General features: G+C 41.2%; 15 protein-coding genes and 1 pseudogene. 10 read left to right on the top strand and 6 right to left on the bottom strand.

The genetic code is table 11. The annotated features are described in order from the left end of the window. Window positions 1–2 precede the first annotated feature (2 nt). Complete coding sequence (locus LMH66_RS02605) at window positions 3–422, bottom strand: hypothetical protein (RefSeq protein ID WP_229368400.1); 420 nt, start codon at window positions 420–422, stop codon at window positions 3–5. 437 nt (window positions 423–859) lie between these two features. Between LMH66_RS02605 and LMH66_RS02600 the strand changes: the two genes are divergently transcribed. Beyond that, a complete protein-coding gene (locus LMH66_RS02600; RefSeq protein WP_102528317.1) occupies window positions 860–1,165 on the top strand; it encodes a hypothetical protein in 306 nt (101 codons plus the stop codon). Here the strand turns inward: LMH66_RS02600 and LMH66_RS02595 are convergent. Then, window positions 1,162–2,163, bottom strand: a complete 1,002-nt coding sequence (locus LMH66_RS02595; RefSeq protein WP_229368399.1) for a D-alanine--D-alanine ligase — start codon at window positions 2,161–2,163, stop codon at window positions 1,162–1,164. The genes LMH66_RS02600 and LMH66_RS02595 overlap by 4 nt on opposite strands. Before the next feature lie 318 nt (window positions 2,164–2,481). Next, window positions 2,482–3,567: an acyltransferase family protein gene (locus tag LMH66_RS02590; protein WP_229368398.1), complete on the bottom strand. Its 1,086-nt coding sequence runs from the start codon at window positions 3,565–3,567 to the stop codon at window positions 2,482–2,484. Window positions 3,568–3,813: 246 nt separating this feature from the next. Between LMH66_RS02590 and LMH66_RS02585 the strand changes: the two genes are divergently transcribed. From LMH66_RS02585 to LMH66_RS02555, 7 genes are all read left to right on the top strand, one after another. Beyond that, the gene (locus tag LMH66_RS02585; RefSeq protein ID WP_229368397.1) at window positions 3,814–4,488 is read left to right on the top strand and encodes a GntR family transcriptional regulator; all 675 of its coding nucleotides are present in this window, start codon (window positions 3,814–3,816) and stop codon (window positions 4,486–4,488) included. 120 nt (window positions 4,489–4,608) lie between these two features. Further along, window positions 4,609–5,487, top strand: a complete 879-nt coding sequence (gene prpB / locus LMH66_RS02580; protein WP_229368396.1) for a methylisocitrate lyase — start codon at window positions 4,609–4,611, stop codon at window positions 5,485–5,487. Window positions 5,488–5,678: 191 nt separating this feature from the next. Next, the gene (gene prpC, locus LMH66_RS02575; protein ID WP_229368395.1) at window positions 5,679–6,803 is read left to right on the top strand and encodes a bifunctional 2-methylcitrate synthase/citrate synthase; all 1,125 of its coding nucleotides are present in this window, start codon (window positions 5,679–5,681) and stop codon (window positions 6,801–6,803) included. 128 nt (window positions 6,804–6,931) lie between these two features. Next, window positions 6,932–9,541, top strand: a complete 2,610-nt coding sequence (gene acnD, locus LMH66_RS02570; RefSeq protein ID WP_229368394.1) for a Fe/S-dependent 2-methylisocitrate dehydratase AcnD — start codon at window positions 6,932–6,934, stop codon at window positions 9,539–9,541. Window positions 9,542–9,665: 124 nt separating this feature from the next. After that, window positions 9,666–10,871, top strand: a complete 1,206-nt coding sequence (gene prpF, locus LMH66_RS02565; protein WP_229368393.1) for a 2-methylaconitate cis-trans isomerase PrpF — start codon at window positions 9,666–9,668, stop codon at window positions 10,869–10,871. Between the two features lie 99 nt (window positions 10,872–10,970). Then, window positions 10,971–11,576: a LysE family translocator gene (locus LMH66_RS02560; protein ID WP_229368391.1), complete on the top strand. Its 606-nt coding sequence runs from the start codon at window positions 10,971–10,973 to the stop codon at window positions 11,574–11,576. Between the two features lie 487 nt (window positions 11,577–12,063). Beyond that, entirely contained in the window at window positions 12,064–12,975 is a 912-nt protein-coding gene (locus LMH66_RS02555) for a DMT family transporter (protein ID WP_229368389.1), read from the top strand. 116 nt (window positions 12,976–13,091) lie between these two features. On the opposite strand, the gene recD is transcribed toward LMH66_RS02555, so the two are convergent. Genes recD through recC form a run of 3 tightly spaced genes read right to left on the bottom strand, consistent with a single transcriptional unit; the run spans window position 13,092 to window position 22,752 of the window. Then, window positions 13,092–15,122: an exodeoxyribonuclease V subunit alpha gene (gene recD, locus LMH66_RS02550; protein ID WP_229368386.1), complete on the bottom strand. Its 2,031-nt coding sequence runs from the start codon at window positions 15,120–15,122 to the stop codon at window positions 13,092–13,094. Further along, window positions 15,119–18,958, bottom strand: a complete 3,840-nt coding sequence (gene recB, locus LMH66_RS02545; RefSeq protein WP_229368382.1) for an exodeoxyribonuclease V subunit beta — start codon at window positions 18,956–18,958, stop codon at window positions 15,119–15,121. The genes recD and recB overlap by 4 nt, the downstream gene beginning before the upstream one ends. Then, window positions 18,958–22,752: an exodeoxyribonuclease V subunit gamma gene (gene recC / locus LMH66_RS02540; protein ID WP_229368379.1), complete on the bottom strand. Its 3,795-nt coding sequence runs from the start codon at window positions 22,750–22,752 to the stop codon at window positions 18,958–18,960. Before recC ends, recB begins: the two co-directional genes overlap by 1 nt. 449 nt (window positions 22,753–23,201) lie before the next feature. Here recC and LMH66_RS02535 point away from each other — a divergent pair. After that, window positions 23,202–24,323, top strand: a pseudogene (locus LMH66_RS02535) (ISAs1 family transposase). A gap of 194 nt (window positions 24,324–24,517) precedes the next feature. Then, a complete protein-coding gene (locus LMH66_RS02530; protein ID WP_229368377.1) occupies window positions 24,518–25,639 on the top strand; it encodes a hypothetical protein in 1,122 nt (373 codons plus the stop codon). The last annotated feature ends 25 nt before the right edge of the window (window positions 25,640–25,664 follow it).

The following is a 25,664-nucleotide window of genomic DNA, read 5'->3' as shown; positions in this document are numbered from 1 at the left end:
CTCTAGAACGTTATACGTGAGTATTTATAAGTAGATTTTCCAAAATCTGCCATTAGTTGTTGATGCATTTCTACTTTTTTTGAAGGTACTAATAACACATCATTGTCATTTTTAAGAATAGTCATTGGTGATAATGCTCTTCTTAAGAATCCGGAATCTCCTTCTGGTAAAAATGATATCTTATCATCTACTTTTGACCAAGCACCGTTAGAATAACTAGCGATCCCAATCGGACCTTCAAGATTTGACTCGTAACGTCCATCTTCATGTAGAATTAAATGAATGTTATTACCAAATCCATCGTTGTTAAAATATTTCCCGCTGACCATAGATGTGTCTATTTCTTGACGATTATCTGAAGATTGGAAACTACTACACCCAATTAAACTAAGCATCAGAATTAAACAAAATTGCTTATACATTTTATTTCCTAATTTTTGAACAATTTAAAATTGAGCTTATGCATTATGTCAATTTTATGTGGCACTTTCGTTGTAACTGAATACTCTATTGATTTAATGTTAAAATCAAGTGTTAAGTCATTTTTTTGACAAATAGTGTGATATTGACGCTACTGTGACATTGCTTGCTACTTTTTATTTTAAGTTGTTGATAATATTGTTATTGGTAAGTGTTGGAGCTTCTGGGTTTTTAATTAAAACGATGAATGTCTTAAAAAATTCATCTAAAAACCTCCCTTAAGGTAGTTCAAAAGTACTAATTCACTATTGGTTTAGTCTATAAATAGTCTTCACTAGCTTTGACTATTTTATAACAAGCTATACTTATCATATTCAGCCAGCTCTCAACGGATGAGATATCCGCTGATAACAAAATGAGCTTTGTTTGGAGGGGTATTATGTCTATGGTGAGTTCTAAAGATTTTGCTAATTGGCTTAAGCTGCAATTTGATCAATTAGAGTCTGGTGTCAGTTTAACAAGAGAAGATATTAATCAATTAACTGGAAGACAAGGCTTCTCGTTGGTGTTTATCAATGATATTCATTATGAGTTGATGCAGCACGGTATTGCGTTTGTGACAGACACATACAGGCAGCATTTTTATATGGTAAAAGTGCAGGATAACCCTTGGCGAGATGAATTAGAAAATGCTGGCCATCAGCAAACATTTTCCAATATCATTTCTATTAATATGTCGCGCTAAAGCTGACTTTCGATGTTATCTACAAGGTAAGCGGTAAAATCCTCACCGTGATTTTGGAGCATTTTTGGGAACATCGAAATAGGAGTAGAGCCAGGGAAGGTATTAATTTCGTTTAACAAAATCTCATTTTTATCAGTCAAAAAGAAATCAATTCTCGATAAATGCCTTAACTTCATCCCTTTAAATGCTTTAATCGCATACTCTCTGATTTGCTCTGCCACTTCTTTAGATAAGTTTTGGGCTACAACATCGGTTCTGGCTTTGCTACTGGCATTATACTTTTCTTCAAAAGTGTAAAACGTATTGCTGGCGCAAATAATTTCCCCTGGCAGTGTGGCAATCACTTTTCCTTGATACTCATACACCGCAACTTCTAATTCTCGAGCAACAATGGTTTTTTCAACCACCACTGAGGGTGCGAAACTGAATGCGTCTTTTAAAACTTGCTCAACTTGCGACACATTATCAACTTTGTAGCAGCCAACAGATGAACCTTGAGATGCGGCTTTTACAAATACCGAACCCCACTCATTGAGTGCCGTTTGAGTCTGCTCAATGGCATCTTGGTTCATATCATTTAGGAAGATATATGGCGTGTTAGGAATACCGAGCGCTGTGAACCACATTTTGGCGGTGATTTTATTAAAGCAGTTGCTTGATGCTTCAGATTCACAGCCAAAATAAGGCAGTTGAATAAGATTAAAATACGATTGAATATCACCGGTTTCACCTGGGAAACCATGAATACAAGGAATAGCATAATCAACAGGCCAAGCGGGTTTGTTTTGGTCATCAAAACGCACTTCACGGCGACTGGTTAACTCGCAGCGGTGACCATCTTGATCAAAGTAATGGCCATTACCATCAAGCTCTAGTCTCAGTAGGTTTATTCTATCTGACTTAGCTAATGACGATTCAAAATAGTTTGCTGACAATACTGAAACGTCATGTTCAGCGCTGCCGCCGCCGCAGATTAGAAGTACATTGATAATTGTCATAAAGCCCCGAGAGAAGTTGACCGTGTAAAACTGGTTTGTTGTGTACTCATGATAATGAACTGAGAAGGTTTAGTGCAAGCAAGGTTTTAGATAACTGCTTATCAAATCAACAATCGCAGTCATTAATTCTGACACAGGGGTCATAAATTGTTATACGGGATTCAGTGCGCTTCAAAGAGTAAAATAAAAAGCCTTATTATTCGTAACAAGGCTTAGTTTTTGCGCTAGCTGTCTTTACGAGATACTTTTTATGAAATGCTCGTTAATAGGTGCTTTTTATTAGACTAATACACGTCATGAAACTGCGATTGATGACACTTACCAACCGATAATATAGCGACTTTTCTTGCTCAATATTGTCTTAATCGCGGTAGCGATAAAGTATGAAACGATTATTACTCCCATCGTAACGACTAATGTCGTAAGCAAGTTGCCACTTCCTTCAAAACCGAAAATATCTGGACTGTTATATATCATCCACCAAGGCGTTGTTATCCAAGGGTGGATGAAATATATGGCAAAGCTGACTTCTGCTAATTTTTGTAGGGGTTTAATACTGATATGTTCAAACTTATTCAAAATGGCCAATATCACAAATGTGAGCAACATTTTTTGTGGCAACATTAAATCCGGAACAGTGAACTCTAGCGCCGTTTTATTAAGGGTGCCGGCACCAAACCAATAAGCTTGTGCAACAGCTAATCCAATGGCTAACAGCAGCATGACTGCCCAGTACTTATCGATGAATGGGAAAAGTTTGTCTCGATGAGCTGAACCCCAAACACCCAATAAATAAACAGGTAAAAAATAAAAAAGTGATTGTATAGCATTGAGGTTTGATTCAGGTCGGTGAATTAACATCGCAATAATAAACAGTGGTACAGCAACTATCAGAAGGTGCTGGCGTTTAATTAAATGCATGACCCAAGGCGAAAGGGCAAATAACATCATTCCCATTGGGATATACCAGTAAGCTGTTAGGGTCCTACCTGTGATGACATACCAGCTTGCTGCGACTGCAGGCTTTTCAATGTCGGCATACATCACATGTAGCGCTGGATCAGTACCTACCGTCAAATGCCAGAATATCCAAGGTAGCGATAACAGTATGTATGGCAAAAAGACAAATTTGGTTTTGTTCTTCATATATTTTTTATAGTCCCAACGGTGATAAAACACGTGATGGAATAAAAAACCAGAAATAAACACAAAAAATACTGTGCCATTCATCATTAAGTTGAACCAAGCTTTATCTGCAAGGGTTTCAACTTCCCAACCTGCAGGCCTATAACAATGAGCCATAACGATAAAAATAATCGCTATACCACGAAAATGATTAATGCTGTTTAAAAAGCCTTTTTTTTCAGCAGGATTTACCCTTGGTGACTCAGCGCTATCTGACATATTAAGCCTTGATTCTATTATTATTTAGTTAGAAATATCAGTGTTGCTCCATTGTGCTTTTATTGTTAATAAATAACAACTATTAACCTTGCTTGTTTGAATCCTCTTATGCTCATTCGAAATGTATTGAAATCTTGACGTGCACGTTAGACCTTTGTCGACAATGTGCAGGTTTTATATTGACTATACTCATTAATAAGCCTATATTGTCGACAATTATTCGAAGTAGAGTTCAATCATATTCCAATGACATTCTTTAACGAACAGCCAATAACTGCAGCAGATAAGACTTTCTTTGAATTACGCAAAGATATTGTTGAAGGTGAGATTCAAGCGGGTTCAAAGCTTAGTGAAACTGAGCTGTCGACAAAGTATCAAGTCAGTAGAGCTATCATTCGTGAGGCGATCAATCGCTTAGAGTCATGCCATTTGGTGGAACGTAAAGCTAATGTTGGCGCTAGAGTCGTGGCGTTAACGCCTGAAGGCTTAATTGAACTGTATCAAGTTCGAGAATCTTTAGAAGGCATGGCAGCAAGACTGGCAGCTAAGAATATGACAGAGTCTGAGATTGCAGATTTAAATGGATTACTTAACCGCCATTTTGATGAAGTTCAAACAGGCGAGTCCTATTACCAAGAAGCGGGTGATGTCGATTTTCATTACCGCATCATAATTGGCAGCAAAAACAAACACCTCATTACAGTTCTTCTTGAAGGTATGTATCACCTTATTCGTATGTATCGCGTACAACTCGGTATGGCGGGGCCAAGAGTCACAACCGCATTTGATGAGCATAAACATATCGTTAAAGCGATTTCGAATCGTGATGAAGAGCTGGCAGAAATGCTAATGCGTCGTCATATCATGTATTCGAAAGCAAATATCGAAACCAAGTTAGAAACCAAATTAGTTATCAACTAGAAAGTAGCTATCTACTAGAAGTAACAACTAATAAATATAATACGAACAGTAAATAGTAAAAAGAATAATCAACCAGTTAGCAATTCATACTGCTTAAAGCATAAAAAAGAGAGGGAAGTCATGAGCGCAGGCAAAAAATTTCGTCAAGCACTAGCTGACAATAAACCATTACAAATTGTCGGTACTATCAATGCTTATTCAGCAATGATGGCAAAGCAAATTGGTCATCAAGCCATTTATCTTTCGGGTGGCGGCGTTGCAAATGCATCATACGGTTTACCAGATCTAGGAATGACGTCACTCAATGATGTCATTGTTGATGTACAACGTATTACATCAGCATGTGATTTGCCTTTGATGGTTGATATTGATACTGGTTGGGGCGGTGCTTTCAATATCGCTAAAACCATTCGCGATATGGAAAAAGCAGGCGCAGCAGCAGTGCACATGGAAGATCAAGTGGCGCAAAAACGTTGCGGTCATCGCCCGAATAAAGAAATCGTGTCAACTGATGAAATGGTTGATCGCATTAAAGCAGCAGTTGATGCGCGTATTGACCCAGACTTTTTCATCATGGCACGTACAGACTCATTTGCTCAAGAAGGCTTAGAAGCTGCAATCGCTCGTGCTAAAGCTTATGTTGCAGCGGGTGCTGACGGCATTTTTGCTGAAGCGGTTAAAACTGAAGAACATTATCGTGCATTTTCTGAAGCATTAGATGTGCCGATTTTGGCCAATATCACTGAGTTTGGTCAAACAGAACTTTGGAACAAAGAGCAGCTAGGCGAGTGGGGCGCTGACATGGTGCTTTACCCATTAAGTGCATTTCGTGCGATGAATAAAGCCGCTGAACATGTTTACAGCGCAATATTAAAAGATGGCGATCAAAAAGCCGTTGTCGACACGATGCAAACCCGCATGGATTTGTACGATTACTTGGGTTACCACGATTACGAGCAAAAGCTAGATAGCTTATTTGCTGAAGGCAAAAACAAGTAAACGTGAGTTATTTATAAAATATCTCCAATTGTGAGTGTGTTTGTATAAAAAGTGCACAAATCTTGTTTTGGGACAAGGTAAGTTACTCGCAAATGGATAGGTTAAATAGTGTGGTTTAACCGCCCCCTACAAAGCTCAGATCATAAGAAATTGATCATAAGAAATAGAACATAAAAGAATAGGACATCATTATGGTAGACAAGAAATTAAGTGGCGCAGGCCTTCGCGGTCAAAGCGCAGGTGAAACAGCATTATGTACAGTGGGTAAATCAGGTTCTGGTTTAACGTATTGTGGTTATGATGTGGCTGATTTATCTGAAAATGCCACCTTCGAGGAAGTCGCATATTTATTATTTAACGGTGAATTACCTAACCTAGACCAGTTAGCAACATACAAAGCAGGCCTAAAAGCACAGCGTGATTTACCGCAAGCACTTAAAGAAGTGTTGCAGCGTATTCCTGCTGATGCACACCCAATGGATGTGATGCGTACGGGTTGTTCATTCCTAGGTAACCTTGAGCCAGAAGTTGATTTTACAGAGCAAAATACAGCTGCCAATCGTCTGCTTGCCGCTTTCCCTGCCATCATGTGCTACTGGTATAAATTCAGCCATGAAGGCGTAGAAATTGATTGTGTGACCGATGAAGATTCAATAGGTGGCCATTTCTTAAAGCTATTACGCGGTGAAACGCCTTCTGAGCAGCATCGTAAAGTGATGGACGTGTCACTTATTCTATATGCTGAGCATGAATTTAATGCTTCTACCTTTACCGCTCGTGTTTGTGCATCAACTTTATCAGATATGTACTCTTGTATTACGGGTGCTATCGGTACCCTGCGTGGACCTCTTCATGGCGGCGCGAATGAAGCGGCTATGGATATGATTCAAAAATTTACTTCACCAAGCGATGCTAAAACACAAATGGCTGGCATGCTTGAGCGTAAAGAAAAAATTATGGGCTTTGGTCATGCGATTTACCGCACCTCAGATCCGCGTAATGTGATCATTAAAGCCTGGTCTGAAAAGCTTGCAGATGAATTTGGCAATACCAGCCTTTATGATATTTCTGTTGCATGTGAAGAGTTCATGTGGGATAGCAAAAAGTTATTCTGTAATGCAGATTTCTTCCATGCATCGGCGTATCACTTCATGGGTATTCCAACTAAGTTATTTACGCCTATTTTTGTTTGTTCACGCTTAACAGGCTGGGCTGCGCATGTGATGGAGCAGCGTACTAATAACCGTATTATCAGACCAAGTGCTGATTACACAGGTTCTGAGCCTCGTACAGTAACGCCAATTAGCGAAAGATAAACCTTAAAGGCTAACGACACTACGTTAGCCTTTTTCGTGAGTCTTTTAGCAAATCTTTTCGCTAACCTTTAGCTCAGCTTTGTCACTTAAGATTTGCCTACATAAAACAAATAACAATGGATGTAGTTATGAACGCTAACTATAGAAAACCGCTTGCAGGTTCATCGCTTGATTACTTTGATACACAAGCTGCAATCAACGATATTGAGCCAGGGGCGTTTGAAAAACTGCCTTATACTTCTCGTGTTTATGCCGAGAATTTAGTACGTCGCTGCTCACCTGAAACACTTACTGATTCACTCAAACAAATTATTCATCGCAAACGCGATTTAGATTTTCCTTGGTATCCTGCACGTGTGGTCTGTCATGATATTTTAGGCCAAACTGCGTTAGTCGATTTAGCCGGTCTACGTGATGCGATTGCCAAAAAAGGTGGGGATCCTGCAAAAGTTAACCCTGTAGTACCAACCCAACTTATTGTCGATCACTCTTTGGCAGTGGAACACGCAGGTTTTGAGAAAGATGCTTTTGAGAAAAACCGCGCCATTGAAGATAGACGTAACGATGATCGTTTCCATTTTATTAATTGGACTAAGACGGCCTTTGAAAATATTGATGTGATCCAGCCGGGTAACGGCATCATGCATCAAATCAATCTTGAGAAAATGTCACCAGTGATACAAGCACGTGAAGGCGTGGCATTTCCTGATACCTTAGTGGGTACCGACAGTCATACACCACACGTAGATGCACTTGGTGTCATTGCAATCGGTGTTGGTGGATTAGAAGCTGAAAGCGTAATGCTTGGCCGTCCATCATGGATGCGTCTGCCTGATATCGTTGGCGTTGAGTTAGTTGGCAAACGCCAAGCTGGTATAACCGCCACCGATATCGTTTTAGCTATCACTGAGTTTTTACGTGAACAAAAAGTGGTTTCAACTTATCTTGAGTTTTACGGTGAAGGTGCTGCTAATCTGACATTGGGCGATCGTGCAACAATTTCAAACATGACCCCAGAGTTTGGTGCGACTGCAGCGATGTTCTACATAGATGACAAAACCTTAGACTATCTGACATTAACAGGTCGTGAAGATAGCCAAGTTAAATTGGTGGAAACCTATGCTAAAGCCAATGGTTTATGGGCAGACTCACTAGAAAATGCTGAATACGAGCGTGTTTTACGTTTTGATTTATCAAGCGTTGGCCGCAATATCGCAGGACCTTCTAACCCGCATCGCCGTGTGTCTACGAGTGATTTGGCTAAGCAAGGGATTAGTGGCAAAGTTGAAAATGAAGCGGGTTTGATGCCTGATGGTGCTTGTATTATTGCCGCTATTACCAGTTGTACTAATACTTCAAACCCACGCAATGTCATTGCTGCTGGTTTATTAGCCCGTAACGCTAATGCTAAAGGCCTGACTCGTAAACCTTGGGTTAAAACGTCACTGGCGCCTGGCTCTAAAGCGGTTCAGCTCTATCTTGAAGATGCCAACTTATTAACTGAACTTGAAGCCCTAGGCTTTGGTATTGTCGGTTTTGCCTGTACCACTTGTAATGGTATGAGTGGCGCACTTGACCCAGTTATTCAAAAAGAAGTGATTGAACGCGACTTATACACCACTGCAGTGTTATCGGGTAACCGAAATTTTGATGGTCGTATTCACCCTTACGCTAAACAAGCGTTTTTAGCATCACCGCCACTGGTTGTTGCCTATGCTATTGCTGGCACCATTCGTTTTGATATTGAAAAAGATGTGCTTGGTCAAGATAACGAGGGTAATGACATTCGCTTAAAAGATTTGTGGCCATCTGATGCTGAAATCGATGCAGTGATAGCTCAAAGCGTTAAACCTGAGCAATTTCGCAAAGTGTATGAGCCTATGTTTGATATTAAAGTGGACTATGGCTCTTTACAAGATGGCTCTTCAGCAAAGATTGATCCACAGTATGATTGGCGTCCTCAGAGCACCTATATCCGTCGCCCTCCTTATTGGGAAGGCGCATTAGCGGGTGACCGCACCATGAAAGGTATGCGTCCATTAGCGGTATTAGGTGACAACATCACTACCGATCATTTATCACCATCAAACGCGATTATGCTTGATAGTGCCGCCGGTGCTTACCTTGATAAAATGGGCTTGCCAGAAGAAGACTTTAACTCATATGCGACCCATCGAGGCGATCACTTAACCGCTCAACGTGCGACGTTTGCCAACCCTAGATTGCTTAATGAAATGGTGCAACACAACGGCCAAACCAAACAAGGCTCTTATGCTCGCATTGAGCCAGAAGGGCAAGAAAGCCGCATGTGGGAAGCAATTGAAACCTATATGGAACGTAAACAGCCATTGGTGATTATTGCTGGTAAAGATTACGGCCAAGGTTCAAGTCGTGACTGGGCAGCCAAAGGGGTTCGCCTAGCGGGCGTTGAAGTGATTGTCGCTGAAGGCTTTGAGCGTATTCACCGCACAAACCTTGTGGGAATGGGCGTGTTACCGGTTGAATTTATTAATGGTGAAACGCGTCAGACTTATCAAATTGATGGCACTGAAACTTTCGATATTATTGGTGAGCGCACGCCTGGTGCAATGATGACCTTAGTTATCCATCGCCGTGATGGTTCACAGACTGAAGTGACGGTGAAGTGTCGTTTAGATACTGCTGAGGAGTTGTCGGTTTATGAAGCGGGCGGCATTTTACAGCGTTTTGCTCAAGACTTTTTAGAAGCGAACCATTAATTATTGGTGTTAAATTCATAACAAAAGGCGGCGCTTTAGTAAGTTAAGCGTCGTCCTTTTCGTATTGATTTTGTATCGGTTTTTACCGATTTTGTCGGTTCTTATCGATAGTCTAGGAAATAATATGTCTCATATTCCACAAATTAAAATCCCTGCAACCTATATGCGTGGCGGCACCAGTAAAGGGGTGTTTTTCAAGTTAACTGATTTACCTGAAACCGCTCAAATTGCGGGCGCGGCGCGAGATACGTTATTGCTAAGAGTGATTGGTAGCCCAGACCCTTATGGCAAGCAAACTGATGGTATGGGCGGGGCAACCTCAAGTACCAGTAAAACGGTTATTTTATCTAAAAGTACTCAAGCTGATCATGATGTTGACTACCTATTTGGCCAAGTGGCGATTGATAAACCCTTTGTTGATTGGAGTGGCAACTGCGGTAATTTAACGGCTGCAGTGGGCTCATTTGCCATTTCAAATGGTTTAGTGGATACGAGCCGTATTCCACCAAATGGCATTGCTGTTGTTCGTATTTGGCAAGCTAACATTAATAAAACCATTATCGCCCATGTGCCAATTGTGAATGGTGAAGTGCAAGAAACCGGTGATTTTGAACTTGATGGGGTGACATTTCCAGCCGCTGAAGTTTTAGTTGAGTTCATGGCGCCAGCAGATGCGAATGCTGCTATGTTTCCAACGGGTAATGTGGTTGATGAGTTGATTCTGCCACAATCTATCCCTGAGTTTAAAGCTAAAGGTATTTCATCGGTAAAGGCGACAATGATCAATGCGGGTATTCCTACCATTTTTGTCAACGCTACTGATATTGGCTACCAGGGGAATGAGCTGCAAGATGACATTAACAATGATGAAAATGCATTAGCTTTTTTTGAAATGTTACGTGCTCATGGTGCAGTGAAAATGGGGTTAGTTGAGCACATTGATGAGGCTAAAGCCCGTCAACATACGCCGAAAATTGCATTTGTATCTGTCCCCAGTGATTACACATCATCAAGTGGTAAAGCCATTGCTCGAACTGATATCGATTTGCAAGTGAGAGCGTTATCTATGGGTAAACTGCATCATGCGATGATGGGGACGGCGGCAGTGGCAATTGGCACTGCCGCTGCGGTTAAAGGTTCATTGGTAAATATAGCTGCTGGTGGCACGTCTCGCACTCAAGTGATATTTGGTCATCCTTCAGGCACTCTTAAAGTGGGCGCAGAAGCGACATTAACTGATGGCAACTGGCAAGTTAACAAGGCCAGTATGAGTCGCAGTGCAAGAGTATTAATGGAAGGCTGGGTTAGAGTTCCGGGCGATAGCTTTTAATTATTTAAAGCGGCCTAATCATCAGAGACAATGTTAAATATCGATTTTTCAAGGCTTATAACGATAACGTTATAAGCCTTTTTTATAGGGAATGTTATTTTGATCGAATCCTTAATGACGTTAGTTATTGCCACAAGCTTATTATTAGGCTCACCAGGCCCTGTGCCCATTGCGCTCGCTGCAATAGGGGCTACATTTGGTGTTAAACAAGGTCTGCCATTTTTGTGTGGCATATTGTCAGGATTATTGTTGGTTATCCTGGCTACGGTACTTGGCTTGTCAGCCTTATTTACTGCTTATCCAAACTTTAGAATTATCTGTCAAATTATTGCTTCGCTGTATATGGTTCATATTGCCTTTAAAATTGCCACAGCTTCAGTAGTGCCAAACATTGCAGAACAGTCAGCACCTAAATATAGAGATGGCTTAGTGTTGAATGTACTTAACCCTAAAGCCTATGCCGCTTTTATCGCGATTTTCTCTCAGTTTCTACTACCGCTTTCACACACCTCCATCAGTTATTTGATGACAGCAGTGATATGCATTGTTGTTGCAGCATTGGTCGATAGTCTTTGGTTGGTGTTTGGCAGTTTATTAAAGCCAGTTTTTTCTTCGCCAAAGCATGCTAAAGCTATTCGATTAGTATTTGCGATCTTATTAGTTATTACTGTGTTAGTTTCTTTGGTGTTTAGCTTGCCAAGTTAACCCGTTATCACGATTTGTCACAGCTTATGACGACAGGACATTATGTGGATTGGGGGATTCAAGTTATCTTGTTTAATATAAGTCGAGCTTTCACTCAGCTATTGCATCTAAGTAAGTGCAACTAAGTAAGTGCATCTAAGCAAGTGCATCTAAGCAAGTGCAACTAAGCAAGTGCAACTAAGCAAGTGCAACTAAGTACGTGCAACTAAGTAAGTGCATCTAAGTAAGTGCATCTAAGTAAGTGCAACTAAGTAAGTGCAACTAAGTAAGTGCAACTAAGTAAGTGCATCTAAGTAAGTGCAACTAAGTAAGTGCAACTAAGTAATTGCAACTAAGTAATTGCAACTAAGTAAGTGCAACTAAGTAAGTGCAACTAAGTAAGTGCATCTAAATATGTGCAGCGAGTTATTGCAATCAGTCACAACAATCATCCATTAACACTTAGAAGGTTTACCTTATCCAGCAATCCAGTTTAAAAACCTTATCGATGACAATATTGGCATTGATAGCTTTTGCGGCGAACTCTGTTTTGTGCCGTTTAGCACTGGGCGATGGTAGCATTGACTGGGTGAGCTTTACGGTTATACGTTTATTATCCGGGGCGTTAACCTTATTACTGATTTTAAAAATCAATGGGGTTTTAACAAAACCTCGATATCCAGATGCTCAAGTTACGGACAAGAATAATCAACAATCTTTAATTAACCAGCAACAGTTAATGCTAAAGCAACATCAATCAGCTGGGAGTTGGTTAGGTGGTGTGATGCTGTTTGTTTACGCTGCCAGCTTTTCATATGCCTACACACTACTTGATACCGCCACAGGGGCATTGATTTTGTTTGCCGCAGTGCAATTAACCATGATCCTGCTTGCAATCATTAAGGGGGCGCGGCTCAAGCTGATTGAATGGCTTGGGGTTATTACGGCATTTGTAGGGTTTGTGTATTTAGTTGTTCCCGATATCAACTCACCTTCGATGGATGGTTTATTATTTATGACCATTTCAGGTATTGCTTGGGGTGTTTATACCCTAAAAGGTAAACAAACAACTCAGCCGCTACGCGATACTTGTGCCAATTTCGTCAGGTCTATACCTTTAGTTCTGGTATTATTTCTAGTCAGTTTAGGGCAGCTTGAATTAAGTGACAAAGGTGTATGGCTAGCGATTATCGCGGGCAGCGTGACCTCTGCAATGGGTTACAGTATTTGGTATGTCGCGCTTAATGGACTTAGCGCCACTAAAGCTGCCGTCGTGCAACTTTCTGTACCCGTTATTGCCGCTTTTGGTGGGGTGATATTTGTTGCTGAAACCCTAACTAGCCGTTTAATGATTGCATCGATTGTGGTGTTGACGGGGATGTTAATGGTAGTGCAGGGGAAGAGTCAGAGTAAAAAGTAAAGCCGCTAACAGCGGCCTTAGCGAAATAGCTTAGGATTTATTTCTCAGTACTAAATCTTACATCCTAAACTGATATCTTAAGTTTCGATTATATCGTTAAAACTTGGCAATTCTGTTTATGACTTGCCCCATAACCTCAGCGCCAACCCTGATGCTCGTGAGGTCACTTGTTTACAGGCGCGTTCAAATACATAAGGCGAGCCTAAGCAGATAAAGTGTTCTTTAGCTCGGGTAATTGCTGTATACACCAGCTCTTTAGTCAGTAGTTGCCATTGCGCATTACTGGGCTTTTGCGGCAGCACAAACGCCACTTGTTCAAATTCACTGCCTTGGCTTTTATGTACGGTCATCGCAAAGCAACTGTCGTGATGAGGTAATCGCGCGGGTTGTACTTTCAATAAGCTACCATCTGCTTTGACAAAGTAAGCCATAAGCCGTTCAGGTTTTTGTTCGTCCTGCAAAATCAAACCAATATCGCCATTAAATAAACCTAAGTTGTAATCGTTACTTTGGATAATGATTGGACGGCCAAGATAAAACTCCTGGTTAGGCTTAATCCAATGATTTTGCTTAAGCACATTGGTGATGGCGAGGTTAATACCATCAACGCCAAATTCACCTGATCGCATGGCGCACAAAATCCGGAATTTGTTAAAGCTTTCGATAATATCTGCAGCCTGATGACGCTGGGAATTGTAATCACTGTCTTGTACGGAACCTAGCTCATGACCTTGTTCACCATTGAGCAGTTTAGCTTGTTCATAAACATGCTGATTATCGAGGATCATCTGCAGATATTCACTGTAAGCTGCCACCGAAAGTTGCATTAACGGCAAGCTTTGACCTTCAGCTTGATGCTCAATCCAAGTAAGTTCTTGATGGCCATGCTGCCATTCTCGGCGGACTCCTTGAATATCGACATAGTTTACTGAACTAGCTAATAAGCCAATCCCTGCATCACCTTTAAAGCGGTGACTGTGCATTAACATACACAGGTTGTCACCAATCATGGGCGATTGATGAATAAACTCGCTGGTGGCTTCACCTGTGAGTTGTTCAAGTAAATCAGCTTGTTTAGCGGAATAGCGCATTTTCCACGGCTGCACAGACGATGAGTCCGTATTTGCAAGCCCAGAGCAGATATCAGCTAAGACTGCGCCAGCTTCAACTGAAGCGAGCTGGTCTTGATCGCCTAGCAATATCAACCTTGTTTGACTGGGTAAGGCATTGAGCAGTTTATGCATCATGGGTAAATCGACCATTGAGGCTTCATCGACCACCAATAAATCTAATCGTAACGGGTTGTCTTTGTTATGGCGAAAAGCATGGGAGTTTGGAATAACCCCAAGTAATCGGTGTAAAGTCGCAGCTTCTTCAGGGATATTTTTGAGCGCCTTGAGAAGTTCTGGTTTACCTGTTTGACTCACTTGGGTAAACAAACGGGCTTTAGAGGCTTTGATTGACTCACTTAATCGCGCTGCCGCTTTGCCGGTTGGGGCGACTAACTTTATGTTGAGCTCAGACTGGGTGAGTAGTAATAATAATAGTTTAGTGACAGTGGTCGTTTTACCAGTACCAGGGCCACCGGTAATCACCGCTAGGGCTTTGGTTAAGGCCGTTGCAGTAGCCACTTTTTGCCAATTAATGGTTTGTGCTGCCGCTGGCTTAACCTCATCAAATAAGTCGTTAAGGTAAGCGGGTAACAGATTGGTATCGACAGTTAAGTCAATATTCGCCATCTGATTTAAACGACTCGCCACTTCGGTTTCGAAATGATAATACTTGTTTAGGTATAAACGGCCATGTTCGAAAATCATCGGAGTATTTTCACTAGGCTCTCCCACACAATCTAATTTGGTAATTGAGTCAGTTAACTGCTGATGATCGACGTTAAGCTTACATAGGGCTTGTTGCTCACAAAACGGATTAGCTAAATCTATCCCACTGATGACCAAACAGCTGTGCTGACTGGATAACTGCTGACTTAGTAGGGTGCAGATGAACAATAAAAACTCATCACTTTTACTGGACTGTATCTTGGCCATTTCTAAAGCGAAATGGCGATCAAGTGGGGTAATAAGCCCTTGTTGCTGCCAATGCTTTAGTAGCTGATGTATGGGCGCTTGCAGCTGGAGTAATTGACTCATGATGTTGACTCCACTGTCGTATTATTCAAAGGCGTGCGACTCACTGCAGCTGATGCCTCATTCGATTGACTAAATAATATATCCAATTGCTCAATTAATGCTTGCGGCGGTTTGTCGAAAAATACCCCAGATTGTGGTGTTTGCGGGCTCATACCACGCAAGAACAAGTAAAAGCTGCCACCAATATGTTGTTGGTATTGGTAATGTGGCATACGTAGAGACAAGTATCGATGCAGCGCGAGGGTATACAAGATATATTGCAGGTTATAACGGTGACTGCTAATCGCATTGCCCATGGCTTCAAAGTTGTAATCTGAATAGTCATCGCCTAAATGGTTAGACTTATAATCGGCAATATAAAATTGACCGTTAAATTCAAAGGTTAAATCGATAAATCCCTTCAGCATACCCTGTAATTCATCAAACTCTAGCCCAGCATCATAGCCGTATTGACTGAGTAATTGATTCAATTGCTCTGATTTTAATTGGCTAATGGGAAGATAAAACTCCATTTCCACCAGTTTTTGTTTTTCCGTTAATTCACTCAAGGTTAATGGCATGCCGCTTGAGTTAAGTAATTGCTGGTCGCACTGCTGATAACCGGTTAATAGCGGGGTGTGCAAAATTTGTTGGTACCAGTGGATTAAAGTCTCGGTCCAAACTTCTTTGTCAAAACCATATTGGTCCATCGCTTTGGCTAACGCTTCAGGCAATTCGCTATCTGCCTGAGTGAAATCAAATAACTCCAACACTAAATGCATAAAGCTACCGGCATTGGCGCCACGTTCGAAAGTGAAACGGTTAATTGCGTTTTCAGCGGCTTCAGTATCAAAGGGGTTGATATCACTGCTGGGTTCAAATTGCGCTTGGGTTTCTTGGCTGAAATCTTCGTCATCGGCGCCAGGAGCGACTTTTTCATGGGCTAAATGTTTCACAAGCCCTGAGTAACTGCCTACTCGCCATGGTGTTTGGTAATCACGGCTTAAGGTTTTTGGTAGTGGTTCCTGGTCGTTGTTTTCTACGCTCAATAATGCTGAATCATCAATCGCATCGATTTCACGGATGCTAATCGCATCGACAGGATGACCGTGTTTATCGTTAGTAAGCTTTGTTGCAGCCAATTTAAGCTGCTCAAAATCGCACTCTTTAGTGGTAATACCCAGTAAATAACCGATAGCGGTTTCAAATAACTGACTGCTGATGCCCGCTTTTAGCATACGGCTATGGTTGGCAATATATAGGTAACACACATAAACAGGACGGGTGAGTGCCACATATAAAAGGCGTAAATCTTCAGCAAGATTTTCCTGTTTATATTGCTCCCAACCTTCCTTACTGGCTTCAACATCCCATATGAGTTCATCATTTTGGTGATACAGCATTGGCGTCGGCTTGCGGCGATTGTCACGGGCTAAACTAATGAAAGGCACAAAACACACAGGGTATTCAAGGCCTTTACTCTTATGAATCGTGACGATTTGCACAAGGTTTTGTTCGCTTTCAAGCCTAAGTTGCTGCTCATCACTACCTTGGCCATCAATAAGCTGTTGCTCAAACCAATTAATTAATGCACTGCTGCCATCTAACTCGGTAGCTTTTTGCTGCAATAATTCAGATAAATGGCGGAAATCGGTTAACCGGCGCTCTCCGCTCTCGGTGGCACTTGTCTCATCTGTTGAAGCTGATGTTAGTTTTGACGTCGATATATTGAGATCGCCTTTAGCTAAAAATCGCTTAATCAATTCTGTTTCACTGGCAAGGGATAGTAGCGACGGCATGATGCCATGGCGATTCCACAGTTGGTGCCACTGAGCAAATTTATCTAATAAGTCTTGGCGCTGCTCTTCATCTTGATTGAACTGATGGATTTGCTGTGCGCTATAGCCCATAAGTTCTGTAGCCATAGCGGAGCGTAAACAACGTTCATCTTTAGGATTGGCTAAGGCACGTAAAATGATTGCAATTTCAAACGCTTCTTGGGTTTTAAATACACTATCTCGGCTCAAAAATACTGCGCCAATTTGTCGCTCGCTCAAGGCTTGTTTCATTACCGCAGCTTCATTACGGTCACGAACCAAAATGGCGATGTCTTTGGCGATGAGTGGCTTACCCGTTTGAGTGTTTGATTTACCTGCCATGTAGCACTGGCCATTTTGCGACTCAGTTAATAGACGTTTGATCTCACTGGCGGCATCGGCAGCCAATATCTTACGGCCTGTGGCTTTGTTGAGGCCAGAGTCATCTTCTGCCAGTAACTTAATTCGTAAGGCTGCGCTATTTTCTGTGGCTTCATTGAGGATTTTTCTATCAGCGCTTTTAGGCGTATTGACCACGTCATAAGGGATCGCATCACTGATAAATGGGTCATCGTGTTGGCTAAATAATTGGTTTACCCCATTCACTAACGCAGTCGATGAGCGGTAGTTTGTTTCGAGGTTATAGTGCGCCTTGGTTTGTTTACGGGCCTGAATATAAGTGTGAATATCAGCGCCGCGAAAGGCATAAATTGCTTGTTTAGGATCGCCAATCATTAATAAGCTCAGTTTATCCCACTGTGCTTGTTGTTGATAAATTGCCGAGAAAATAGCGAACTGTAGTGGATCGGTATCTTGGAACTCATCGATTAACGCAACAGGAAAACGCGCAGCAATCGCATTAGCGAGCTGTTTTGAAATTAACTGCTCTTGTGATTGGCTAGTTTCAGTTTCAGTTTCAGTTTCAGTATCAGTATCAGTTGAGTTTAGCGCGCCCGCTAAAGTGATCAGCAAGTCATCTGGGGTCATTAAATTACGTTGAGCTTTTTGCAGCGCGAATCGAAGTTTAATCCCGTCTTTTGCGCGCACCAAGAATGCCGGTTTTATTTGGCTAATGAGATCAAATAAGCGCTCAATGTGATCCAATAAAGGCGCTTCTTGTGGCGTAGGAACTGTGCCACCTTTATTCAGTTTTAACCCCGATAACGCCAGCATTTCAAGTGTTTTTACTGGCGGTAAACCAGTGCCTGAGCTAACCCAGTTCGTCAAATTATCAAACATAGCCGCAAGCTTCGGGTATTCATCAGCTTTTTTGCCAAAGCGGGCGCCATTTAGCGGCAAACTGTGCAGCAGCGTTAATTCTGCTTCACTGTCTGCTGCCCAGCGCATTTTAAAGCGTGACAGGCTTTGGGTGAGTTCGTCAGTCAGTTGATTAAAGTCTTTAGCAATAAACGGTGTTTTAGCCTGGGTTGCGCCTAATAGCTGCCTTAATTGTTTAGCTAACTGATCAGGGCTACCAAACTCATTGGCGATGACTTGGGCTAAGACCGCTGGCAATGGATAACAGGTTTCACGCCAAAAGTCCCTTACTGCATGGTGTAAAAACTCGCTGTCATCGAGAGTAAATTCTGATTCAAATAGCAATGATGACTCGAATGCCATGTCAGATAATATCCGCTGACAAAAACCATGAATGGTAAAAATCGCGGCTTCATCTAACGATTTTAATGCTAAATCTAATCGTCTTAGGGCTATTGAGCGTTCTGACTCAGGTATTTGCTGGTAAAGTTGAGAGACAAATTCATCATCAGTATCAAGCCCAATAAAACACTTAAACGCAACCTGGATACGTTTTCTGATCCTATCGCGCAGCTCTTCTGTGGCGGCATTGGTAAAGGTCACCACTAAGATTTGCTCGCAGGTTAATGGCGCTCTTTCGATTTCTCCGTCTTTACCACCCAGTAATAGACGTAAATATAAACCCGAAATGGTATAGGTTTTACCAGTACCTGCACTGGCTTCAATTAAGCTGCTGCCAGTGAATGCTAAGGTGAGGGGATTGAGTGTAGTGACCTTGGTCATTATGCTAGCCCCTCTGTACTGATAGCATCGATGTTATTCACCGATGTTGTTTCATTGATGTACTCGTCTAAATCAGCCAAGGTGCCTTTGTGATATACGCTCAGCATTGGCTTAAGTAATTGCATGGCTGTATAACCAAATTCTTGTTCCGTAAAGTCATTCGGGAAATTAAATAAGCGTTTGTTATGCGGGTCGTTTCCTTCACCAAACTCTGTCTGCTCGTCAAGCCACTGGCTTTGCGCTTCATGTAGTTTTTCTGAATGTGAACCTTCAGCTTCAACATAGGCGAGTGCGGTGCGCGGCATAAAGCACAATGGCTGCGCTTGGCCATTAAAATAGCCCTGAACAAATTGTTGCAGTAATTGCTGCGCTGCCTCTGGTTTTATCGCTGTGAAAGCATGAAAATGACCGATATCCAGCAGGTAACTGTTTTTCTCTACTCCTGATGCGTTTAAGCATAAATGGCGTAAATAGACGCGTAAAAAGTCTCGGCCATGGGCTGTACCTGGGCGATAATTGACTTGGCCTTTCGCGTAAATGTCATCAATGCGACCAACCAAATTGACTGCAATGGTTTGTCGAGTAATGCTGCTATTAAGAGTACTGTTGTTAAAATTGCTGCTACTAAAACAGATGTCATCAAACCTAAGAGCAACATCTAATTCGGAAGTCTTTTGCACTTCTCCAGTTAAATACAATACTCTGCCAATAAGAGGAGCAATATCTTTTTGATATTGGTTGAGGAGTAAATCATCAAATGGCTTCATGGGGAGTGAGCCGCTGACTTTTAGATTGGCAACAAACTCCATATCAGCATGCTCAAGTTGGTTTGAAATAGCGCTATCTAATAAGGCTGATTGCAGTTTATAACGCTCAAGTGAATCTAAGCCAAAAGGTTCATCATTATCATCAGCTTGAATACGCAGATTAAAATCCACTTTTAGGCTTCGATTTAAAAAGAATTGCGCAGGGCTTCTAAAGAATCGCAGTAATGCAGATAGCTCAAGTGTATGTTGATGATCTTTTGCTGCATCAGTTAACTCTGATTGTAAATCTATAGCAATAGGCTGCGATGCGTTAATAAATGTGGACTGCCATTGTGCTGTTACCGGGTCATTAAACTTAGGCGGACACCATTGGTGGCTAAAGCTCTGTTGTAAAATAGATTGTTGCTGCGACGGTGAGTGAGATACCTCGGGCTGGAATAGTTTCACATCGAATGGTTGCAGCGGTTGCTGGATAATTAAATGATCAATAATGGCTTGATCTGCAGCTTCATTTGATATGTTTTCGCGTGCTGTGTTTTTGTTTAAATGGCTATTGTTTAAGTCGCTATTGCTTATATTACAGCTATTAAAGCAATAGTCGGCAAAATAACACAGTTGATAATACTCAATCAGCTCAGAGACTAACATCGACGGAATACGCTCAGCATTATCACGTTCAGAATGACCGATATAGCTGATGTATAATTGTTGCCTTGCAGAAAGTAGGGCTTCTAAAAATAAGTAACGGTCATCTAACCGTCTTGAACGGTCGCCTTTAATGGCACCATTGTGTGCCATTAAATCAAACCCTACAGGGTGTTGAACTCGTGGGTAAACGCCATCATTCATCCCCAGTAAGCAAACGACTTTAAAGGGAATAGAGCGCATTGGCATCAGAGTACAAAAGTTAACACTACCAGCAAGGTAGCGCTGGCCCACGCGGGATTCATTTAAGCGTTGATTAAACCATTGCTTAAGCACTTCAATGTCGAGTTCACCTTGATGCCCCGCACCTTCAAGTTCCTCTTTTAACGCTGTTAACGCTTCACGGATGGTTTGCACTTGTTCACGCTCATCATCGTCAGCTTCAAAAAATACCTCTAATAATTGATATAACTGTTCGATGCGCTCAAGCGTTGGGCAAGTGCTAGCAAGTTGCTGCTGATAGTCATCAATGGACTCTAAAAAGTTGAGCAAGTGACCTAATGTTTGCGCCGATTGTCCTTCAACGCCTTTGACGAGCAGGGTGTCATGATAAATCGAAGATTCATCATTAAAAGCATATCCTTGAATAAGGCGACTGATCCCAAATGCCCATGAGTTTTGCTTAAACCCAGGCACACCTTGTTGCAATCGGGTGTGTTCATCTCGCCCCCAACGAACATTGGCATCATCTAACCAGCGCCTAATAAGCTGAAGGCCATCATCATCTAACTGGAATTTGCGTAAAATAGCAGGGACTTCAAGAATGCTTAAAATATCGGTTAAACCAAAACGGCTTTGATTTATATCCAATAAATTTAAGAAACTGTTGATGAGTGGCGACTCTTGCGCAGCGCCTCTATCAGCAATGGCGTAAGGGATATAATAATTACTTTGCTGCTGGTGTGATTGGCTGTTACTGGTGCCAAATACCGCATCAATATACGGTGCATAAGCGGCAACATCAGGCATCATTACTACGATATCTTTAGGTAGCAGGCCCGCTGATTGCTGATCATTGGACAGCAATGCTAATAAGTGATCGTGTAAGGTTTCAATTTCGCGCAGTGGGCTATGACAGCTGCGTAAAGTGATTGAATCATCCGTTGGCAGTAAGCTTCTTCTTGCTTGAGTATTTTGATAAAAGTGGGCATCAGGGCCTAATGCTTGACCTAACGTTTCCATTTGCAAGATATCAAATTGTAATCCTTGCAACAGGTTTAGCTCATCGGCGGATTGTTCAGGTTCGATGTAGCAATCGTAACTAAAGTCAGTATGTTCAGCGGGTAACTCGAGCATTAAATCTAACAGCTCGCGGCCCATTTTACCGTTATTGGCTAAAATCGGGTTACCGACTTCGAGCTTATCTTCCCATGACTCACCGAGTTGCTTTTTATCGGCATATTGCAGTGCCATTCGCGCTCGCGCTTTAGGGTCAACAATATCGCCCCAGTAATGCTGACAGGGGCTAAGGGAAAACATAATGACTTCAATGCGCTCAGCAAGGTGATAAAGCACCTCAAGAGTTTGCGGCGGCATTGATGAAATGCCAAATACGAATAAGCGTTCAGGCAAAGAGCTGATAACGGTTTGCGGCTGTTTGAGCGCATTAATTAATTCTTGATGCAAGTTGGCGCGGTGATAATGACTGCCGTTAATTTCAACTTGGTTATATTCGATTAGCGCACGCCACAATTTGGGCTGCCATAGCTGATTTTGTTCAAGCTTGATTGGCTGCTCGTTACTTTCCCAACCTAAAATCCAGCTCGGACGATAAACTAAGTATTGGTCAAAAATATCGGCAATGCGGCCACAAAGTTGATACAGCTTCATCGCATCAAAATGCTGTTGATGTTGATGTTGATTAGCAAGTCTAGTCAAACTATTGCTACTAGGGATGGATTCATTTGTGTCAGAGCTTAAACCAGCACTTTTAATATCACTTACATTTGAAGCTGTGTTTGCGACTTCGGGTGTTAGGTAAGCTTGTAGTGGAGCAAAATCTTCATCAGTTAATAATCTTGGCAATAAATCCATTAACTTCCACGTCATTGCCGCTTTGGTAAAAGCATTGTCTTTAGGGACGTTAGGTAAGAGTTCATGGCATAACTGCCAAGTAAAACTGGACGGTAAAGGGAACGAAAGAGCAGCAGCGATACCATTGTATTTTGCCACTTCTAAGCGCAGCCAAGTCGACATCCCTGGGCTTTGAACTAACACATGCTCGTTGGCCAGTAAGTTAGCATTATCAAGGGGAATGGCTAACATCTTGGAAAGCTGTTCAGACAAGACTTCCATCTGATTCGATTGAATTAATCTAAGCATTACTGACTCGGCAACTGATGATTAAAACTATTTTAAGAGGTTGTGATTAGGTTTGAAAGGCTTTTATTGGATAGTGAGATTAAACGCTAAAATAGCAAGCAAATATTGTTGTGTGGTGTAATAGCGATTATTTTTCTTAATTAATATGGAAAAATTATTAAAGTACACATTAAGTACACTCTATAAATGAGAGGGAACAAATGTTTTATTACTTAAGAGTTGTGGTATGTATTTGACATTGTGAGGGTTGTGCATGCCTCATGACGATTTAATTAAGAATAGGTCTAATTAAAAATATTAATGGATGGTTGTGCGTGTGCAATCTTTAAGGACAGGTTAGTAACCAGGGTGAGAACGTGAACGTTTTTTGAACTGCTGATATTGATACACAATCTGTTTGACGCCTTGGCTTAGCTGTGAACTTCTACTCTCTTTTAGGAGAGTAAATTATATACCTTGAAGCCTTCACAACCTTTTTCAGTGAGCTTACCGACACTAGTCAATCGGCTAAAATCACTTATCCTCTCGAAGATATTTTATTTGTTACTCTCTGTGGTGTTATCGCTGGAGCCGAGCGCTGGAGCGAAATCCGTGATTACGCTGATGGTCATCTTGATTGGTTTCAACAGCATGGATATTTAAGAGATGGTGTCCCTGTCGATGACACCATCGCGAGGACAATCTCACGCATTGACCCCGAGCAATTTAGGCTGTGTTTCAAAAAGTGGATGCAAGCCGTACATGAAATAACGCAAGGTCAACTTATCGCGATTGACGGCAAGACATTGAGAAGCTCCTATCAACGTGGAAACCGACAATCAACAATTCATATGGTGAATGCGTTTGCATGTAAAAACAAACTCGTTCTTGGGCAAATCAAGACTTCTGAAAAGTCCAATGAAATCACTGCAATCCCAGAGCTCATAAAGTTTCTTGATATTGAAGGAATTTTGGTTTCGATTGACGCCATGTGCTGCCAAGTTAACATTGCAGAACACATTGTCGAGCAAGGTGGCGATTACTTATTTACACTAAAAAGTAATCAGGGCAATCTACATAAAGCTGTAGAAGCAGCATTTTCTGAGACACGCAAACCCCCGCTAAGCGGCTTAAGCTTTGAGCAACAACATGGTCGTATCGAAGCGCGAGTTTACCATGTCTAAAGTGCCAAACAGTTTAAAGAAGAATTCTCAAAATGGCCTAAATTACAAACGCTTGGCATGAGTATGAGTTTTCGACAGCACAAAGGAAAAGCGCCTGAGCTCATGTATCGTTACCATATCAGTTCCGCTGAACTGACAGAGCAGTAACTCGCTGAAGCTGTGCGTGCTCATTGGGCTGTAGAAAATAGCCTGCATTGGGTGTTAGATGTCTGTATGGCTGAAGATGCTTGCCAAATTTATCAAGACCATGGTGCTGAAAATTGGGCTATGTTACGCCAAGTCGCATTGAATATGCTTAGAAGCGAGCCTTCAAAAGGAAGTATACCAGCTAAACAAAAACGAGCCTGGATGAAAACAGCATACTTAGAAGGAGTATTAAATGCTGGATTCAGTGGTGTGGCAAATTAATGAACACTCATGCGGTTACCCTGGGTTAGTAACTTAGTATTATAAACTGAGTTTTAATGACTAAAAAAATCTAATCATTAAGTATAATTAAAGGTCATACTTTAGCTTAATATTTATACTTAATGCCTACTTTCGTTGGCGATATAGCCTTTCTTGTTATATGTTCAATTTAGGGATATAAATCAGGGGATGATATGAACATTAAATATATGGGGGGGCTATTAATTATCTGTGCAAATTTTTCTTGGGCGGAAACTGTTTATGAGTTGCCTGATAGTGATAGTGATAGAGTAATTATTAATAAATGCCTAGTTAAAAATGAGCAAGTAAAGTTAAGAACTTTACCTGAAGTTACTTTTGGACAGTGTACTGATTATACTTCAATTCCTAATAGGTTAGTTGTTGAGTGTCCTATAGATAAAATTGTCGAGTCTGATTATGAAGAGTTAACAAAAGTAAAATCTGAATTAGAAATTGATGTTACTAATACTTTATCTGTTTGTTTGGTTAAAGAGTTAAGACAGTTGAAAGATAATAGTTCTTCATTAGATGCAGTAAATGCGAAAAAACTGTATGAACAAATAACTCAATATTCATATATTGGTATTAAAGATAAAGATAAAGATAGTTCTAGGTGGTTAAGTTCTTTGACATTTGGCTATCAACAATTAACTGGATATGATGAGTTTAAAGATTCTACAGGGCTTGACCAATCTGGTTTTATTGCAGATTTAAATGTGAATGGTAGATGGAGACCTGACTACTTTAGATTTGATACTAGAGCTATAGTTTCTGCAGAAGCGGGAATGAAATTAGGGCAAACTCCTACAACTATTGATGAAACTAAATCCCAAACTACTCCATCAGGTTTTAATGATGTTTCAGACTCTATTGACGGCTACATTAAAATTTTATATTCCCCTGGAGGTTTTTTAGTTTCCCAGAATGGTGATTCCGTTTTATCTCTAGGTGGAGTTATAGGATTTAATAATAGAGATGAAGCAAGTAAAGGGAATGAGTTAACTAGGTACTGGGGAGTCGGTATTGATTTTAATATGTATGACAAAGATGCTACAAAGGAACCAAATCAGCTTCCTAGAGGTAATCTAAGTATATATTGGATGAGGCCAGAAGAATATGCGGAAATAAAAGATCCTAATGTTTTTTCTATTCACGCCCAATACCAACTTGTTGAGAAAATCCCCTTTTTAGTAGGTATTAAAGCAAATTTAGGTCCTGATGATAAAGATGATTTTGCTGTTACATTTACTTTTAGGTTTACTGGTCAGAAAATTATTGATTTCTTTTCAGGGTAATTTAAATCAGTAATTATATTTGGTG

It is taken from the genome of Shewanella sp. 10N.7 (assembly GCF_020806285.1).
GTDB lineage: Bacteria > Pseudomonadota > Gammaproteobacteria > Enterobacterales > Shewanellaceae > Shewanella > Shewanella electrodiphila.
Note: the sequence above shows the minus strand (reverse complement) of the source record. Positions and strands in the feature narration are given on the sequence as shown.